The sequence below is a fragment of the Desulfosporosinus sp. Tol-M2 genome (assembly GCF_059735615.1).
The window spans coordinates 21,948-38,625 of record NZ_JCAIJG010000038.1 but is presented as its reverse complement, the minus strand read 5'-3'; the positions used below and the strand labels follow the sequence as shown (position 1 = coordinate 38,625).

Sequence of the window (16,678 nt, the reverse complement as noted above, 5' to 3'; positions counted from 1 at the left end):
ATAAATGCTGTATAATTATGCACAAAAAGGAGAAAAATTAATGAAATTGCGTAAGGCTCGTATTTCAGATGTTGAAGAGATGATATTTTTGATTAATAGTAATGCAGAACAAGGACTCATGCTTCCCCGGTCAAGAAATATGCTATATGAAAATATACGCGAGTTCCTGCTAGCGGAAGTAGATGCCCAATTGGTGGGGGTTGCGTCATTACATATCCTTTGGAGTGACTTGGCGGAAATACGGGCATTGGCAGTTTCTGATGAATACAAACGAAAAGGGATCGGAACACGGATAGTTAAAGGACTTGAAGAAGAAGCCAGGGAACTGGGTTGTTCGAAACTTTTTGCGTTGACTTATCAGCCGGAGTTCTTTAAATACTGTGGTTACGAAGAGGTCAGTAAAGATCAAATGCCCCAGAAGGTTTGGACGGAGTGTATTAATTGTATCAAGTTCCCTAATTGTGATGAGATAGCAGTAAGCCGTATCCTTTAGTTATGTGCATCAAAATAAGAGCAGAAATCATTTGTGGATTTCTGCTCATATTTATTTACTCTGACATCTCTTCACTGGCCAGCAATCGTTCCAGGATTTCCGGTTTAGGGGTGAGATATAATGTCCAGTTTTGATCGTAGATCACCATTCCGGGTTTAGCCGCATTAGGCTTCCTGATCTGCTTGACATGTGTGTAATCCACGGGAACTTGAGAGGAACCGCGCGCTTGGCTGTAATAGATAGCGAGTGCAGCGGCTTCTTCCAGGGTAGTGTCATCGGGGAATTCTTCTCCATCTTCGAGGGGAATCAGAACGTGTGAACCGGGAATGATTTTGACATGGAGCCAAAGATCATTTGGTCTTCCTTTACGCATCGTCAACCAATCATTTTGAGCATTATTCTTTCCGACATAGATGATTCGGCCTTGGCTTGAACGATAGACCCGTGGGCGGATAGACTCTTTGGGAACTATCACTTTCACCTTTGACTTTGTATTGAGGCGGCCTTTTTTAGCTTTGAAGGTATCTTTTTTTAAGTGTTTTCCAGCCACATATCCTTGACCCACTACTTCCAAGTTGATTTCATTAAGCTCCGCCAGGGTGGACGCCTGGTCCAAGCTGACCAGTAAGGAATCCAGGTATTTCACTTCCTCGAGTGCGGCTTCCTTGAGTGGCTTTGTTTTGAGTAGGGTGGCTTTCGCTTTGTTATAAAGTTTGTAATAGTGCTGGGCGTTGTCGATGGTACTGATATGGGGATTGAGGGGAATGACCAGATTAGAGTGTGCGGGGTCATAATAATTTTCTACAGAGGCTTCAAGCGATCCTTGAGGAATAAGATAGAGGTTTGCGGTAAGGAGTTCTCCCCATTGTTGATACACCAGACTGGACTGGGCGCCGGTTTCAGCTTCCCGATATATCTTTAGTTTCTTGCTGAAATGGGCGTGTTGTTCTTGAACGACTTTTCGGAGAGAGCCCCGTTTTGATTCAAGGGTGTTGGTAATGGTTCTTGACTGATAAAAGCACCGGATCGCGTCATTTAATGAGGGCGCCTTTTCCATTTCCAACTCCTGGTATTGTTGGAAGGGGGTAAAAGTGAAGGCGACGGGACGGGATTGGTTTGCAAAATCATAATAAAGACACGGTTGAATGACAGGAACGCCCTCGGGATTGCAAAGCCTTCGATAAGCCTGAAAAAGTCGGGAAAAATCAATATCTCCGCACTTATCGAGGCGAGTGTCAGTCGTTAATCCTGCTTGAATGACAATTTCTCTGGCCAATTCCGGGCTGATCCCGGCAAAGAGGGTGAGTAAAACGTCAGTTAGGGGGTGATTAAGGTCTTCCTCATAAAGTGCCTTTCGCCAAAGCTCTTCGTCCTCGATGGGAGGTCGTTTTCCCTGAGAGGGGGGCGCGAAATAAGGTCGTCCCGGTAATACTTCGCGGTAGCGGCTTAGGGCGTGCGAGTATCGTTTAAGACCGTCGAGAATGGTATTTGTCGCTGGGTCGACGAGGATGAGATTGCTGTGTTTTCCCATGATTTCCAAGTGAAGCCGCAGGGTGACTAAATCGCCACGGTCGTTGTAATTTAGAATGTCAAAGGTCACGACTCTTTCCAGCTCACTTTGATGTAGACGGACAAGTTTACCGCCTTCGAGGTGTTTGCGTAAAATCATACAAAACATGGGCGGGGAGGGCGGATTTTTTTTGTTTTCCTGGGTGAGGTGGAAGCGGGGGGAGGTTGCACTGGTACTAAGCAGGAGACGACTGGATCCCTGTTGCCTCAAAAAGAAATGGATTTCATCCTTTTCCGGTTGAAAAATTTTATCGATACGTGCTCCAATAAGTTGTGGACCCAGCTCGTTAACCAGATAGGCGAGGGTCACACCGTCTAATGCCATGAGAGAAACTCCTTTCCAAGCCAATTGTCATAAATCTATCCTGAAAATAGAAACCAATTTTCATCCTTCCAATGGCGCTGCGTCATCAGCATGGGAGTCTTTTTTAGTATAACACACTTGTTCCAGCGAGGCATTTTTCGAAGTTTTTGGGAATAAGCATGTACTAGAAAAGCGGGGCGCGAGGCACGAGGCGCGATGTGCGAGGCAGGAGGCGCGAGGCAGGAGGCGCGAGGCAGGAGGTACGGTGCGTGATACACGAGACACGATGCACGATACACGAGGCACGATGCACGATGCACGAAACACGAGGCACGATGCGCGAGGCGATGCACGAGGCGCGATACATAAAAAAGGAGGGATCAAGGCATGCGGCAACAGGCATGGCATGTGTTGCCTTGGCTTGATGTGGCCAAGGTCTTGGATGTACATCCGGGTAAAGGGTTAAGTCTTAAAGAAGTTCATCGGCGGTTGGTTGAGGTCGGAAAAAATGTCTTGGCGATAAAAAAGAGAGTCAACCCAGTCTTTATGTTCCTGGGACAATTTAAAGATTTTATGGTTTTGATCTTACTGGCAGCCATGGTTGTATCCGGACTTCTAGGTGAAATAGCGGATGCAGTCACGATTTTAGCGTTCACACTTGTTAATACCATTCTTGGCTTTATTCAGGAGTATCGCGCAGAGCGGTCCATGGAATCCCTCCGTTCCCTTACCGCCCCTGAAGCGCGGGTATTGCGAGAAGGCATAGAGCAACGGATTCCGGCTATGGACGTTGTGCCTGGGGATATTGTACTCCTCGAAACAGGGGATCGAATTCCTGCTGATGTACGGTGGATTCAGGCAGTCAATATGCAAGTGGAAGAGTCCACACTGACGGGGGAATCTCATCCCGTGAGCAAAAGTATCTTGCCGATCCAAGAAGAACTTACGCCAATGGCCGATCGTAAGAATATGGGATATATGGGGACCTCTGTTGTCCACGGGCGGGGGGCCGGCGTTGTTGTGGCGACCGGGATGGAAACGGAAATGGGAGTCATTGCAGGAATGATCCAAAGTGTGGAAAATGAAGAGACACCTTTGCAAAAGCGTTTAGCCGAACTTGGAAAATGGTTGGTCCTGCTCTTCTTTCTTGTCTGTGCTGCAGTAGTGGTCATAGGAGTCTTAAGAGGAGAGGACTTTGGTAAGATGTTCTTAACAGGTGTATCAATGGCAGTGGCGTCTATTCCAGAAGGCTTACCGGCGGTTGTCACCGTGGCTTTGGCGATAGGGGTGCAACGAATGGTTAAGAAACAGGCAATTATTAGGAAACTTCCTGCCGTTGAAACCTTGGGGTGTGCGACGGTGATCTGTTCCGACAAGACGGGGACTCTGACCCAGAATGAAATGACGGTCCGCCAGATTTACTCGGATGGCCGAAGAATCAGCGTTTCTGGACAAGGGTATGATCCCAAAGGGGAGTTTGACGGGGCTAATCCGGAAAAAGTGCGGGATCCTCTTCATGCGGCATTAAAGATTGCAGCGCTTTGCAACAATTCGACGTTGACTAAGAAAGGGGTTCAGGTTGCCGGTCTCTTTCGATCTAAAGGAAATGATGCGCCATGGGGTATTGAGGGAGATCCGACTGAAGGTGCTATTTTGGTGGCTGCCGCTAAGGCGGGGATCTGGCGGGAGGTTCTGGAACGCAAACAAGAGCGGATCGGGGAGCTGCCCTTTGACTCGGATCGGAAACGAATGAGTGTTGTCTATAAAACAAAACAGGGGCGTATGGCCTATGTCAAAGGGGCTCCGGATAAGGTTTTGAAGCTTTGTCGGCAAGAGTTGACCGCGCAAGGGGTTGTGGAGTTGACCGCTGAAAGCAGGCGACGCATCATGCGGGCTAATGATGAAATGGCGCGGCAGGCTCTCCGCATCCTGGCAGTTGCCGAGAAACCGTTGTCAGAGTCGAAACCACTGGATGAACACGTCGAAGAGGGCTTGACATTTGTTGGCTTGCTGGGAATGATTGATCCGCCGCGCGCCAGTGCTGTCAAAGCAATCAGAGTTTGTCAGCAGGCCGGTATTAAACCTGTTATGATTACGGGAGATCATCGCTTAACCGCAGAAGCCGTTGCTCATGAGTTGGGGATGTTTCGAGGCTCAAGGAGCGGAGTGATTACAGGTGAAGACCTTGAGCAAATGTCTGAAAAGGATTTAAGCGAGCGCGTGATGGATATTTCCGTCTATGCCCGCGTAACGCCAAAAGATAAGCTTAGAATCGTGCGTGCCTTAAAAAAACGTGGGCAAGTAGTTGCCATGACAGGGGACGGAGTGAACGATGCTCCTGCGGTTAAAGAAGCTGATATCGGGGTGGCTATGGGCCAAACCGGAACGGATGTTACAAAAGAAGCTTCCGATATGATTTTGGGCGATGATAATTTTGCAACGATCGTGGCCGCCGTGGAAGAGGGTCGTGGGATTTACGACAATATTCGGAAGTTTATTCATTACTTACTTTCTTGTAATTTAGGAGAAGTCCTAACGATGTTTGTGGCGACACTTGTGGGCCTGCCACTTCCGTTACTGCCTATTCAAATCCTTTGGGTAAATCTTGTCACAGACGGTTTACCGGCAATGGCCTTAGGAGTAGACGGATCGGAACCAGGCATTATGAACCGTCAGCCCAGGGCTCCGGGAGAGAGCGTTTTTGCACGGGGGTTGGCCGGCAAAATAGCGATAGGAGGGACCTTAATCGGATTGGGAACACTTTTTGTGTTTGTAGTCGGCCTCTTGATGGGGGTAAACATATTAGGGGCGCGAACTATGGCCTTTACTACACTAGTGTTTTTCCAGTTCTTTCAAGTCTTTGATTGCCGGTCTGAAGAACGAAGTATCTTCGAAGTGGGACTGTTCAGTAATCCTTACCTGGTAGGAGCTGTGCTGATTTCCACGCTTATGCAGCTCAGCGTCATTTATATTCCTCCGTTACAGGTGATCTTTAAGACCGTGCCCTTAGTAAGTTGGCAATGGGTTCTTATCCTGTGTGTGTCGGGGGGGCCGTCCATCCTAATGGGATTTGCCCGACTATTTAAAAGCTCCTGGCAAGGAAAACCGTCAATAGTCAAGGGATAAATGTGAGGTTCGAAGTTCGATGTTCGATGTGCGAATATCGAACTTCAACTTTTATATTGGTAAGTCAGCGGATCAGCCTTTGCTGAGTAATTCGCATACGTATAACGAATATCTCTTGCCCGCCTTGTGTATTTCCGGCTCAAATGGTTGACCCACTTCATTAAGCGTAGTATTCTTTTTGGGGGGGGAGTACGATGAAATTCATTAAAATGCATGGTCTGGGGAATGATTTTGTTTTTCTGGACCATTTTTCTGATTCAGCCGACGAGGATTACCCACAGTTAGCCAAGAAGCTCTGCCACCGGCAATTTGGTATAGGCGGGGACGGATTAGTTGTAATTCTGCCTTCGAAAGTCGCCGATGCCCGGATGAGGATCATTAATGCAGACGGATCTGAACCTGAAATGTGCGGTAATGGCATCCGGTGTTTCGCGAGATATGTCTACGATCAAGGGATTGCAATACATAACCCAATGCGGGTGGAAACTCTCGCCGGTGTCTTGACGATTCATCTAAATATCAAAGACGCTCAGGTTCAAGGGGTGCGAGTAGATATGGGAGAGCCCATTTTGCGTGCCGACCTCATTCCGGTTTTAGGTCAAGGGGAACCGGTGGTGGGAGAGAGACTTGAAGTGTCAGGGGAAACGTTCCAATATACTGCTGTTTCCATGGGGAATCCGCACTGCGTTATCTTTGTGGAGGATTTTGCGGCGCTCGATTTTGAACGTCTTGGACCGGCGATTGAGAAACATACATTATTTCCGCGTAAAACCAATGTTGAGTTTATTCGGGTTAATTCACCGCAGGACATTACCATGAAAGTTTGGGAGCGGGGCGCCGGACCAACGCTGGCCTGCGGGACAGGCGCCTGTGCCTCTGTAGTTGCAGCCGTGCTCAATCATAAATCAGAACGCACAGTGACCGTTCATCTGCCGGGCGGAGATTTGTGGATTGAATGGGGATTAGATAACCACGTCTATATGACCGGCCCGGCGACGTATGTGTTTAAGGGTGAATGGTTGGCTTAGGGAGGAGCAATATTTAATGGTCAAGGTAAATGAAAATTATCTGAAACTGCCTGGCAGTTATCTTTTTTCGGAAATAGCACGAAGAATTAACCAATTCAAAAAAGAAAATCCGTCTGCTGAGATTATTAGAATGGGAATCGGTGATGTAACCAGGCCTCTGCCGTCGGCTGTTATTGAAGCTATGCACAAGGCCGTTGATGAAATGAGTTCTTCTGATACTTTCAGGGGTTATGGTCCTGAACAGGGGTATGATTTTTTAATCAAAAAGATTATTGAAAATGACTTTACACCGCGTGGGGTTAACCTTTCTATGGAAGAGGTTTTTATCAGTGACGGCGCTAAAACCGATACAGCTAATTTTCAGGAGATTCTTGGGACGGATAACATATTTGCAGTAACGGACCCGGTTTATCCAGTTTATGTTGATAGCAATGTTATGGCTGGACGTACGGGTTTTCCTGACAGTCAGGGTCAATTTGAAAAAATAGTCTATTTGCCCTGCAATGAAGTTAACGAAATGAAACCGTCTTTTCCCACTTCTAGAGTAGATATGGTTTATTTATGCTATCCTAATAATCCAACAGGAATGACTTTAGGTATCGATGAGCTAAAAAAGTGGGTTGATTATGCCCGGGAAAATAAAGCGCTTATTTTGTTTGATGCAGCCTATGAGGCTTTTATAAGACAAGATGGAGTTCCACACAGTATTTTTGAGATAGAAGGTGCCCGGGAAACGGCCGTAGAATTCAGAAGTTTCTCAAAAACTGCCGGCTTTACGGGAACCAGATGTGCGTATACTATCGTACCGAAGGAGCTAATGGCCTATGACTCAAAAGGCGAAGCCCACAGCCTGAACAAGTTGTGGTTAAGGAGACAGACCACAAAATTCAACGGAGTATCCTACCCGGTGCAGGCAGCCGCGGCTGCAGTATATTCCGAGGAAGGTAAAAGACAGGTACGGGGAACTATTGATTATTATATGGAAAATGCCCGCATTATCCGCGAGGGACTTCAGAAAGCGGGCTACAAGGTTTTCGGTGGGGTAAACGCCCCCTATATTTGGCTCCAGACACCAAATAAAATGCCGTCCTGGGATTTCTTTGATAAACTGATGAAAGAAGTTCATGTTGTTGGAACACCGGGAGCCGGTTTTGGAGCAAACGGAGAAGGTCACTTCAGGTTGACGGCATTTAGCTCAAGAGAGAATACTCTGCGGGCAGTTGAAAGAATGAGCATATTGAAGACCGTGTGATTTATTAGTAGGGGGTGAATGACCCGGCTGATTGATTCGCTGGGTGGCGTATGGCAAATAGCATGACGGGATTCGGACGGGGTGAGGCAAGCGGAAGCGGTTATCAGTTTTCTATCGAGCTGAAATCGGTTAACCATCGGTTTTTAGAAATAATGGTGAGAACGCCGCGTAATTTTAGCAGTTTTGAAGATCGGATACGAAAGACGTTACAAGGGAGGTTCCAGCGCGGCCGGATTGAAGTGCATGTTAATGTGGTGGAAACAGAAGAACGAAAGAGATCGGTGAAGGTTGACAAAGATTTAGCACTGTCGTATGATAAGATATTGGAGGATCTGGCCTTAGCCCTGCATGCAGCGCATGAAACGGATATTTATCGTTTAGTCACATTACCTGAAGTTCTTTCAGTTGAGGAACCTGAGATCGATCTTGATACTTTGTGGGGAGCGTGCGCTGAGGCACTTAGGATAGCTTCTGATAGTCTTGGGCAAATGCGCCGTATTGAAGGAGAAAAATTAACGTCCGATCTACTCCTTAGGCTTGATCTCATTACCGGGTATCTGCAACAGATTGCTGAGCGCGCGCCATTTGTCGTGACAGATTATCAAGAACGCTTGCAGGACCGCATTCAGACGCTTTTAGGCGAGGTTGAAGTGGATGCGACCCGACTGGCGAACGAAGTGGCTTATTTTGCGGATCGCGCCTCCATTACGGAAGAGTTGGTTCGCTTCAACAGTCATTTGGCTCAAGGGCGAGACGCGCTGAGAAGTAACGACTCGGTGGGACGCCGACTTGATTTTTTAATGCAGGAAATGAACCGGGAAATCAATACCATTGGGTCAAAAGCCAATGATTTAACAATTGGCCAACAGGTTGTTAGTGTGAAAAGTGAATTGGAAAAAGTGCGCGAGCAAATCCAGAATCTAGAGTAAATGGAGGATTCTTTATGGACATTAAGCTCATTAACATTGGATTTGGCAATATTGTATCGGCCAATAGAATTATATCGATTGTGAGTCCGGAATCCGCCCCGATCAAACGTATTATTCAAGAAGCACGGGATGAGGGTATGCTTATTGATGCAACTTATGGTCGGCGTACACGCGCGGTGATTATTTGTGATAGCCAGCATGTGATACTGTCCGCAGTCCAACCGGAAACAGTGGCAAATCGTCTTTCGATCAAAGAGTCCAATACCCACGTAGAAGATCCGGTTGACTAGGGGTGTAAAGTGGAAAAAAACCATGGCTTATTAATTGTATTATCGGGACCTTCCGGGGCAGGCAAAGGGACGATTTGTCAAGAACTTCTGCGCCAAATGCCCGACTTGAGATATTCTGTCTCGATGACGACGCGCAGTCCCCGCCCGGGTGAAGTGGAAGGGATCCATTATTATTTTCGTCCGCGGCAGGAATTTGAAGCTATGCTCGCGCGTAACGAATTATTGGAATGGGCCGAGTTTTGTGATAATTATTATGGAACACCACTATTTGCCGTTGAGCAAGCGATCCTGGATGGACGGGACGTTATTTTAGAGATTGATATTCAAGGAGCGATGCAAATCAAGAAGCGATTTCCGCAGGGAGTTTTCACATTTATCATTCCGCCTTCTTTGGATGTTCTCTCCGAACGTATTCACAAACGAGGGACTGAGACTGAGGAAGTCATTCAGAAACGTTTAGCCACGGCAATTCAGGAACTTGAATATGTAGATGAGTATGATTACGTAGTTATTAACGATGAAGTTCTTGCGGCTGTCGAAAAACTCAAAAGTATCCTTGTCGCGGAAAAATGCCGGGTGAAACGAAAACCGTTTGTTTTTAAGGGGGAGTATAAATGAAACAACCTTCACTTGATCTGCTGATGCGTAAGGTGGATAGCAAGTACACATTGGTGGTAGTTGTTGCCAAGCAGGCGCGTACAATAATGGAAGAGGCAAAGCATGATGATTTAGCTAAGGGTGTGAAGCCGGTCAGTATCTCACTCGAGGAGATTTCCCGTTCCGAATCCACCTATGAATGTACCTCGGAAGAGATTTTATGATGTTAACAGAGAAAAAAATCCTTGTTGGAATTACCGGCGGAATTGCCGCTTATAAAACTGCGGAGGTTGTCAGGCTCTTATGTAAGCTGCAGGCCCAAATACACGTTGCGATGACGAAGTCGGCAACAGAATTTATTACTCCCCTTACACTGCGGAGTCTTTCATCGAACCCGGTGTATGTAGATCTTTTCAACGAGCCGAAACTATGGAATGTTGAGCATATCGGCTTGGCAGAGCACGTTGATGCAGTCATTGTCGCTCCGGCAACGGCTAATATATTGGCTAAGATGGCAACAGGGATAGCGGATGATTTTCTTTCGACGGTACTTTTAGCTGTCCGCGCACCGATTTTTGTGGCGCCGGCCATGAATCATGCGATGTATCATCATCCTGCGACGCAAGTTAATTTGGCACTCCTCAAGCAGCGTGGGGTCCACGTCATTGGCCCCGGCACAGGTTTTCAAGCGTGTGGGACAGATGGAGACGGACGCATGAGCGAACCGGCGGAGATCGTGGAATCCTTAACGCGTTTTTTTGCTGGCTCTGCCTGGTTAAAAGGCAAGAAAGCCCTGGTAACGGCAGGCGGAACCCAGGAACCGCTTGATCCGGTTCGCTATCTGGGGAACAGGAGTTCCGGGCGGATGGGATATGCTATTGCTCAAGCGTTACAGGAAGCCGGGGCGGAGACCATCCTGGTCAGTGCGCCAACGGATTTACAAACTCCTCAGGGAGTGACCCGGATAGGAGTGCAGACTGCCTTGGAGATGTACGATGCAGTCTTGGGGCTTTTTCCCGAAATGGATGTTGTCATTAAGGCAGCAGCGGTTGCGGACTATCGCCCCTCGGTTGAGGCGGAACAAAAAATTAAAAAAACAGGGACTAGCTGTACACTTGAGTTGGTTCCCAACCCGGATATTTTAGCCGAACTTGGGCGGAAGAAAACGTCCCAGGTTCTTGTTGGGTTTGCAGCCGAGACGGAGAACCTCTTGGTCAACGCCACACTTAAAATGCAAAAGAAGAACGTGGATCTCCTGGTAGCCAATGATATCACTAAACCGGGTGCCGGCTTTGGCAGCCCAACAAACATTGTCAGTTTTCTCTTCCCTGACGGAAGCAGAATGGATTTCCCTCAGCTGAATAAACTTGAGGTTGCCCGACATCTCGTTCGAGAGATTGCCAGGCTACTTGGGATGGAAATGGAAACAAAGGAGTGAATTAAATGGCTAAAAAATTATTTACCTCCGAGTCTGTGACCGAGGGTCATCCTGATAAGATCTGTGATCAAATTTCAGATGCCATTTTGGATGCTATTTACGAGTTAGATCCAAATGCTCGAGTGGCCTGTGAAACGATCGTAACAACGGGCTTGGTCCTGGTCAGCGGGGAGATCACGACCACTTGCTATGTGGACATTTCTCATGTCGTGAGGGAGACTATCCGTTCAGTTGGTTATACCCGGGCCAAATATGGCTTTGATGCCGATACCTGTGCAGTATTAACCTCGATCGGAGAACAATCCGCCGATATTGCCTTAGGTGTGAACCAGTCTTTAGAAGCAAAAACCGGTGAAATGACCGATAATGATATAGAAGCAATCGGGGCCGGAGATCAAGGTATGATGTTCGGTTATGCGACGAATGAAAGCGAAAGCTACATGCCGCTCCCTATTGATATAGCACATCGCTTGGCACGCAAACTCAGTGAGGTACGGAAATCGGGTTTTTTAGGCTATCTGCGTCCGGATGGGAAAACCCAGGTTACCGTGGAGTATGTGGATAACAAGCCGGTTCGGGTGGATACTGTTGTGGTCTCTACGCAGCATCATCCGGATGTTACACAAGAACAAATTCGCCGTGATTTGCTGCAATATGTTGTGTATCCAACTATTCCCAAAGAACTGTTAGATGAGGATACAAAGTATTTAGTCAACCCGACGGGTCGTTTTGTCATCGGCGGACCCCAGGGGGATTGCGGATTGACGGGACGCAAAATTATAGTGGACACCTATGGCGGTATGGCCCGCCATGGCGGCGGTGCCTTCTCCGGCAAGGACCCCACAAAAGTTGACCGTTCAGGTGCTTATGCGGCGCGTTATGTGGCTAAAAATCTCGTTGCCGCAGGGTTAGCGGACCGTTGCGAAATTCAAATAGCTTATGCCATCGGAGTAGCCCATCCAGTATCTGTTGCGGTTGAGACGTTTGGCACGGGAAAGATCGCCGATGATAAGATCACGGAGCTTATCCTGCAAACGTTTGATCTCCGACCGGCCGGCATCATCAAGACTTTGGATCTTCGTCGCCCGATCTACCGCCAAACGGCTGCCTATGGTCATTTCGGAAGAACCGACCTCGACCTGTCTTGGGAAAGAACCGATAAGGCGGAGGCCTTGCGAAAACTCGCCGGACTGTAAGGATAAATGGAGTTTCCACCCATTAAAGAGTGAGATCCATAAAAAGGGGTAAATGCTATTTATATGCATCCTTAGACAGAAAGAGTCCTCCCCCGCATAGCGAGAGAGGGCTTTGTCAACGTTATATTCATTTCTTGATAAATTGTAGGTGAAAGGTTCAATCAGTGTTCCCCAGATCGGATATGTATACTGTTTAAGGAGGCGTCGTAGTGTTTCGTTATGCTGAAGTTTTGGTTGATGTAGCTAATCGGCGCCTGGATCAAAGTTATTATTATCTTATTCCTGAATCATTTGACTTGAAGATAGGGATGCGGGTTCTTGTTAACCTCCGGCATCGTATGGTCCAGGGGCTTGTTGTGAATATGACGGATGATCTGCCTGATGAACTTGCGCTTGTGAAGTTCAAGCCCGTGTTAGAGATTGTTGATAAGGACAGTCTGATTCCTCCGGATCTGATCGAGCTCGCCCATTGGTTAGCGCAAACAACTATCTGCTCAGTTGCGCAAAGCCTACATACGGTTTGGCCGCTCCTCAAGGGAAAAGCGGAAGAGTGGGTTATCCTCCTGGCAGCCCTCGAAGATTCGGATGTTCAGACCTTACAGTGGCTGGATCCGGATGCCTTTCGAGCGATTAAAGTGCTTACCCGGGCACGGAGTAAGGAAATTTCCCTTAAAACCTTTCTTAAGCGAGCGGATATTTCCGGGGCGATGCTCGAGAAGCTGCTCCAACACGGGTGGGTAAAAAAGGAAACACGCTTTGTAGTTAGAGGGGGCGGATCTGAGATAAAAATAGCTCAGAAGAAAGAACCCCCGGCTGGGAGCTTTTCAGAGAACCAGCTTAAGGAACATCAGGAAGATACCCTGCCATCACAAACATGGAGCGCAGGGTTATTAGCGGACTATCTTTATGAGGAACTCGGGGCTAAAGAACATAATACTTCCACCGGTCGAACTTACGAATTAACCGGGGAGCAAGTTAGAACAGTGAAAAACGTGTTGACTGCCTTAGCGGAAGGCTCGTCCCAGACTGTTTTGTTGCATGGTGTGACGGGTAGTGGAAAAACGGATGTTTATCTTGAGTTGATAGCGCATGTTCTCGCTCAAGGCGGAGATGCAATTCTGCTTGTACCGGAAATTTCCCTGACCTCTCAAGTGGCCGGCTATTTTGAAACCCAATTTGGCGACCGAGTAATTATCCTGCACTCCGGTTTACGACCGAGGGAAAAAATGAAAGCCTGGGAGCATATTTTGGCAGGCCAGAAGCGGATCGTCATTGGGGCCCGTTCCGCCGTGTTTGCACCTCTCCCGAATTTGCGGCTCATTATTTTGGATGAGGAACATGATGGTGCCTATAAACAGGATGAGAACCCCAAATACCATGCCCGGGATGTCGCGCGCCAACGGATGGAACAGCTCAAGGGTGTCGTTTTGCTCGGGAGTGCAACGCCATCTTTGGAAGCCTATGCCGCGGCACAATCGGGTAAAATCAGCTTGCTAACGATGACTAGGCGGATTGGGGAAAGTATCTTGCCACCGGTTGAGATTGTGGATATGCGGAAGGAACTTCTAACGGGAAACCGGGGTATATTTTCCCTGCTGCTGCAAAAAAAACTGCGGGAAAGGCTTGAGTGGGGCGAGCAATCCATGCTTTTTCTGAATCGCAGAGGGTATTCAACCTTTGTGGCTTGTCGGGAATGTGGTTATGTGGTCAGTTGTCCCAATTGCGATATAGCCCTGACGTATCATAGCCAGGGACAGGCTATGCGCTGTCATTATTGTAACCATAAAGAACTTCCTCCTCTGACGTGTCCGGAATGTGCCAGCCGGTATATTCGTTTTTTTGGGCAGGGAACGCAGCGTGTAGAAGAGGAGTTGCAGGGCTTACTTCCGGAGGCCTCCATCTTGCGCTTGGATTTTGATACCACACGCTCCGGAGAAGCGCACCGCCTTATCCTGGAAAGTTTCCGTCGTCAAGAAGCGTCTATCCTGGTAGGAACGCAAATGATGGCCAAAGGACTGGATTTTTCAAATGTCACCTTGGTGGGGGTCATTACCGCAGATCAAACGCTCAATATGCCGGATTTTCGGGCCAGAGAACGGACATTTCAACTTTTAACTCAGGTTGCCGGTCGAGCGGGTCGGAGCACTAAACCAGGTGAGGTTGTAATTCAGACCTATTCCCCGACAGATGGGGCCATTGTGCGAGCTGCCCGGCATGATTTCCAGGGGTTTTTCCGGGAAGAAATACGCTATCGCAAAGAACGGAAATATCCGCCGTATACCCATATCGTTCGAGTTCTGTTGCTTCATGAAAAAGAGGAACGGGTTATTAAAGGGGCCAACGATTTGTGGGCTTGTCTGAAGCAAGGAATGCAAGACCCTAAATTTGGAAATAATGAGTTAGGTATTCTGGGACCGGCACCGGCTGTATTATCCAGACTTAAGAATCAATGGCGATGGCAGATATCTGTCAAAGGAAGGCGTCTGGATCTACTCAGGGCGTTCTTACATCAAGGGGTTCAACGATTTAGCCAAGGTTCAGCCAGCAGGGGGGTCATATTGAATATAGAAGTTGATCCACTTTCGAACTAGAAGACAATTTAAATTTAAAAGAAAGTTTAAACAAGTTCGAAACGCGCCAGGTCCTCGACTTAGTGACTAGTCATAGGATACAATATATGCGAGGTGCGAGGTGCGAGGTGCGAAACGGGAACCTTGGACGTCGAATATAAGTTCGGGCATCGCGCCTCGGACATCGAGTAAAGTTCAAGCCTTGGGCATCGCGCATCGCGCTTCGAACTTCGCATAGAATACTGAAGGGAGTAAAAAGGCAATGTCTGTATATAAGATTGTAGAAATTGGTGCAGAGATATTACGGGAAAAGGCAAGAGAGGTAAAAGAGGTAAATCCGACGATAATAAAACTCCTTGATAACATGATAGATACACTGCATGCCGCCGATGGGGTGGGCTTAGCTGCCCCTCAAATTGGGGTTTCCAAGCGGGTTATTATTGTTAAGGTCGGTGAGGTGTTGGTGGAACTCATCAATCCAGTTATTTTGGAAAAAGAGGGAGAGAACAGTGCGGAGGAAGGATGCCTTAGTATACCAAAAATATCAGGAGATGTAGTGCGGGCCACTAAAATACGTGTACAGGGGCTAAATCGTCAAGGAAAATTGGTGGAAATTCAAGCGGAGCATTTGTTGGCTCGCGCCTTGCAACATGAGATTGATCATCTGGAGGGGATACTGTTTATCGATGTTGCCAAGAAAACATATCGAAGTTAGGAGGAGCGCTGATCTGCACGTGTCTGCGAGTTACGCCTAAATTACTCAGCTCCAAATGCTTCGAACCTCGAACATCGAATTTCGAGTAGGGGGAATAACTATGCGTTTAGTTTTTATGGGCACACCTGATTTTGCCGTGCCTTCTCTACGGGCCTTGGTTAAGGGCGGATATGATGTTGTTGGTGTCTTTACCCAACCTGATCGGCCGACCGGTCGAGGGAAAAAATTAAAACCAAGTCCCGTAAAAGTTGCGGCGGAAGAACTAGGCATATTGGTTTTTCAACCGGAAAAGATAAAAACACCTGAAGCAATCCATCAGTTACAGGCCTTGGCCCCGGATAGCATTATTGTTGTTGCTTACGGACAAATCTTATCCAGAGAAATTTTACAGTTGCCTGCCAAAGGGTGTATAAATGTTCACGCTTCGTTGCTCCCCTCCTACCGTGGGGCAGCACCAATTCATTGGGCTGTCATGAGGGGGGAAACCCGTACGGGAGTGACCACCATGTTGATGGATGAGGGCTTGGATACAGGAGACATGTTCCTGAAACGGGAAGTACCAATTTCAGATGAAGCAACAACGGGAGAGATTCATGATCAGTTAGCCGTTCTGGGAGGAGAACTTCTCCTGGAAACCTTATATGAGTTGGAAATGGGGAGATTAATGGCAACACCACAAACTGGTAAAACAAATTATGCGCCCCTTCTGAAACGTGAACATGAATGTATAGATTGGTCACGTAGGGCGGCTGAACTACACCATCAGATTCGGGGGTTGAACCCTTGGCCGGGAGCGTTTGCGACCTTTCGGGGAGAAAATTTTAAGATTTGGCGAAGCACTTTACAAACGACAGAAAAGTGTTCAGAGGTCGAAAGCCGGAGGTTCGAGCCTCGAACCTCGAACCTCAAACATCGAGTTGAACCGGGCCAAATTATCCGGGTTCTTGGGGAGGGGCTGCTGGTTCAGACTGGGGATGGAGTCCTTCAGATTCTGGAGGTTCAACCGGCAGGGAAGCGCGCCATGTCAGCCAGGGACTTCTTCAACGGCCGACATGGCCGGTTAGGAGAAAAATTCGAGTAAACGCGAGGCGCGAGGCATTCAATTTGTATTTCGATTCGTAGAATCGAACTCGGACTTCGGACCTCGGACCTCGGACATCGGACCTCGGAC

14 protein-coding genes are annotated in these 16,678 nt (G+C 47.8%); 13 read left to right on the top strand and 1 reads right to left on the bottom strand.

What is annotated here, in order from left to right; genetic code table 11:
- Nucleotides 1–40: 40 nt before the first annotated feature.
- A complete protein-coding gene (locus AC6I5A_RS02230) occupies nt 41–493 on the top strand; it encodes an N-acetyltransferase (protein WP_034611262.1) in 453 nt (150 codons plus the stop codon).
- A gap of 55 nt (nt 494–548) precedes the next feature.
- Here AC6I5A_RS02230 and AC6I5A_RS02225 read toward each other — a convergent pair whose 3' ends face one another.
- Nucleotides 549–2,387: an Rqc2 family fibronectin-binding protein gene (locus tag AC6I5A_RS02225; protein ID WP_034611260.1), complete on the bottom strand. Its 1,839-nt coding sequence runs from the start codon at nt 2,385–2,387 to the stop codon at nt 549–551.
- Nucleotides 2,388–2,753: 366 nt separating this feature from the next.
- Here AC6I5A_RS02225 and AC6I5A_RS02220 point away from each other — a divergent pair, with 366 nt between their 5' ends.
- The 12 genes from AC6I5A_RS02220 to fmt all read left to right on the top strand — a co-directional run bounded on the left by AC6I5A_RS02220 (nt 2,754) and on the right by fmt (nt 16,588).
- Complete coding sequence (locus AC6I5A_RS02220; protein ID WP_034611258.1) at nt 2,754–5,492, top strand: calcium-transporting P-type ATPase, PMR1-type; 2,739 nt, start codon at nt 2,754–2,756, stop codon at nt 5,490–5,492.
- A 194-nt stretch (nt 5,493–5,686) separates the two neighbouring features.
- A complete protein-coding gene (gene dapF, locus AC6I5A_RS02215; RefSeq protein ID WP_034611256.1) occupies nt 5,687–6,520 on the top strand; it encodes a diaminopimelate epimerase in 834 nt (277 codons plus the stop codon).
- 16 nt (nt 6,521–6,536) lie between these two features.
- Nucleotides 6,537–7,772 carry an LL-diaminopimelate aminotransferase gene (locus tag AC6I5A_RS02210; RefSeq protein ID WP_034611253.1) on the top strand — a complete coding sequence of 412 codons (1,236 nt, stop codon included), beginning with the start codon at nt 6,537–6,539 and terminating at the stop codon, nt 7,770–7,772.
- A gap of 50 nt (nt 7,773–7,822) precedes the next feature.
- Nucleotides 7,823–8,701, top strand: coding sequence for a YicC/YloC family endoribonuclease (locus tag AC6I5A_RS02205; protein ID WP_034611250.1), 879 nt, complete (start codon nt 7,823–7,825; stop codon nt 8,699–8,701).
- 14 nt (nt 8,702–8,715) lie between these two features.
- Nucleotides 8,716–8,991, top strand: a complete 276-nt coding sequence (remA, locus tag AC6I5A_RS02200) for an extracellular matrix/biofilm regulator RemA (RefSeq protein ID WP_034611248.1) — start codon at nt 8,716–8,718, stop codon at nt 8,989–8,991.
- Nucleotides 8,992–9,000: 9 nt separating this feature from the next.
- Nucleotides 9,001–9,609: a guanylate kinase gene (gmk, locus tag AC6I5A_RS02195; protein ID WP_034611243.1), complete on the top strand. Its 609-nt coding sequence runs from the start codon at nt 9,001–9,003 to the stop codon at nt 9,607–9,609.
- A complete protein-coding gene (rpoZ, locus tag AC6I5A_RS02190; protein ID WP_034611237.1) occupies nt 9,606–9,812 on the top strand; it encodes a DNA-directed RNA polymerase subunit omega in 207 nt (68 codons plus the stop codon). Before gmk ends, rpoZ begins: the two co-directional genes overlap by 4 nt.
- A complete protein-coding gene (gene coaBC / locus AC6I5A_RS02185; RefSeq protein WP_034611298.1) occupies nt 9,812–11,026 on the top strand; it encodes a bifunctional phosphopantothenoylcysteine decarboxylase/phosphopantothenate--cysteine ligase CoaBC in 1,215 nt (404 codons plus the stop codon). The genes rpoZ and coaBC overlap by 1 nt, the downstream gene beginning before the upstream one ends.
- 5 nt (nt 11,027–11,031) lie before the next feature.
- Nucleotides 11,032–12,222, top strand: coding sequence for a methionine adenosyltransferase (gene metK, locus AC6I5A_RS02180; RefSeq protein WP_034611234.1), 1,191 nt, complete (start codon nt 11,032–11,034; stop codon nt 12,220–12,222).
- 209 nt (nt 12,223–12,431) lie between these two features.
- Complete coding sequence (priA, locus tag AC6I5A_RS02175; protein ID WP_034611231.1) at nt 12,432–14,813, top strand: primosomal protein N'; 2,382 nt, start codon at nt 12,432–12,434, stop codon at nt 14,811–14,813.
- A 241-nt stretch (nt 14,814–15,054) separates the two neighbouring features.
- Nucleotides 15,055–15,507, top strand: a complete 453-nt coding sequence (gene def, locus AC6I5A_RS02170) for a peptide deformylase (RefSeq protein WP_034611228.1) — start codon at nt 15,055–15,057, stop codon at nt 15,505–15,507.
- Nucleotides 15,508–15,607: 100 nt separating this feature from the next.
- Nucleotides 15,608–16,588: a methionyl-tRNA formyltransferase gene (fmt, locus tag AC6I5A_RS02165; protein WP_034611225.1), complete on the top strand. Its 981-nt coding sequence runs from the start codon at nt 15,608–15,610 to the stop codon at nt 16,586–16,588.
- Nucleotides 16,589–16,678 lie beyond the last annotated feature (90 nt).

What these genes read in the sequence shown, in the direction of transcription:
- AC6I5A_RS02205 (WP_034611250.1), top strand. Translation starts at nt 7,823, where the DNA reads ATGGCAAATAGCATGACGGGATTCGGACGGGGTGAGGCAAGCGGAAGC.
- AC6I5A_RS02210 (WP_034611253.1), top strand. Translation starts at nt 6,537, where the DNA reads ATGGTCAAGGTAAATGAAAATTATCTGAAACTGCCTGGCAGTTATCTT.
- fmt (WP_034611225.1), top strand. Translation starts at nt 15,608, where the DNA reads ATGCGTTTAGTTTTTATGGGCACACCTGATTTTGCCGTGCCTTCTCTA.
- rpoZ (WP_034611237.1), top strand. Translation starts at nt 9,606, where the DNA reads ATGAAACAACCTTCACTTGATCTGCTGATGCGTAAGGTGGATAGCAAG.
- remA (WP_034611248.1), top strand. Translation starts at nt 8,716, where the DNA reads ATGGACATTAAGCTCATTAACATTGGATTTGGCAATATTGTATCGGCC.
- metK (WP_034611234.1), top strand. Translation starts at nt 11,032, where the DNA reads ATGGCTAAAAAATTATTTACCTCCGAGTCTGTGACCGAGGGTCATCCT.
- def (WP_034611228.1), top strand. Translation starts at nt 15,055, where the DNA reads ATGTCTGTATATAAGATTGTAGAAATTGGTGCAGAGATATTACGGGAA.
- dapF (WP_034611256.1), top strand. Translation starts at nt 5,687, where the DNA reads ATGAAATTCATTAAAATGCATGGTCTGGGGAATGATTTTGTTTTTCTG.
- coaBC (WP_034611298.1), top strand. Translation starts at nt 9,812, where the DNA reads ATGTTAACAGAGAAAAAAATCCTTGTTGGAATTACCGGCGGAATTGCC.
- AC6I5A_RS02220 (WP_034611258.1), top strand. Translation starts at nt 2,754, where the DNA reads ATGCGGCAACAGGCATGGCATGTGTTGCCTTGGCTTGATGTGGCCAAG.
- AC6I5A_RS02225 (WP_034611260.1), bottom strand. Translation starts at nt 2,387, where the DNA reads ATGGCATTAGACGGTGTGACCCTCGCCTATCTGGTTAACGAGCTGGGT.
- AC6I5A_RS02230 (WP_034611262.1), top strand. Translation starts at nt 41, where the DNA reads ATGAAATTGCGTAAGGCTCGTATTTCAGATGTTGAAGAGATGATATTT.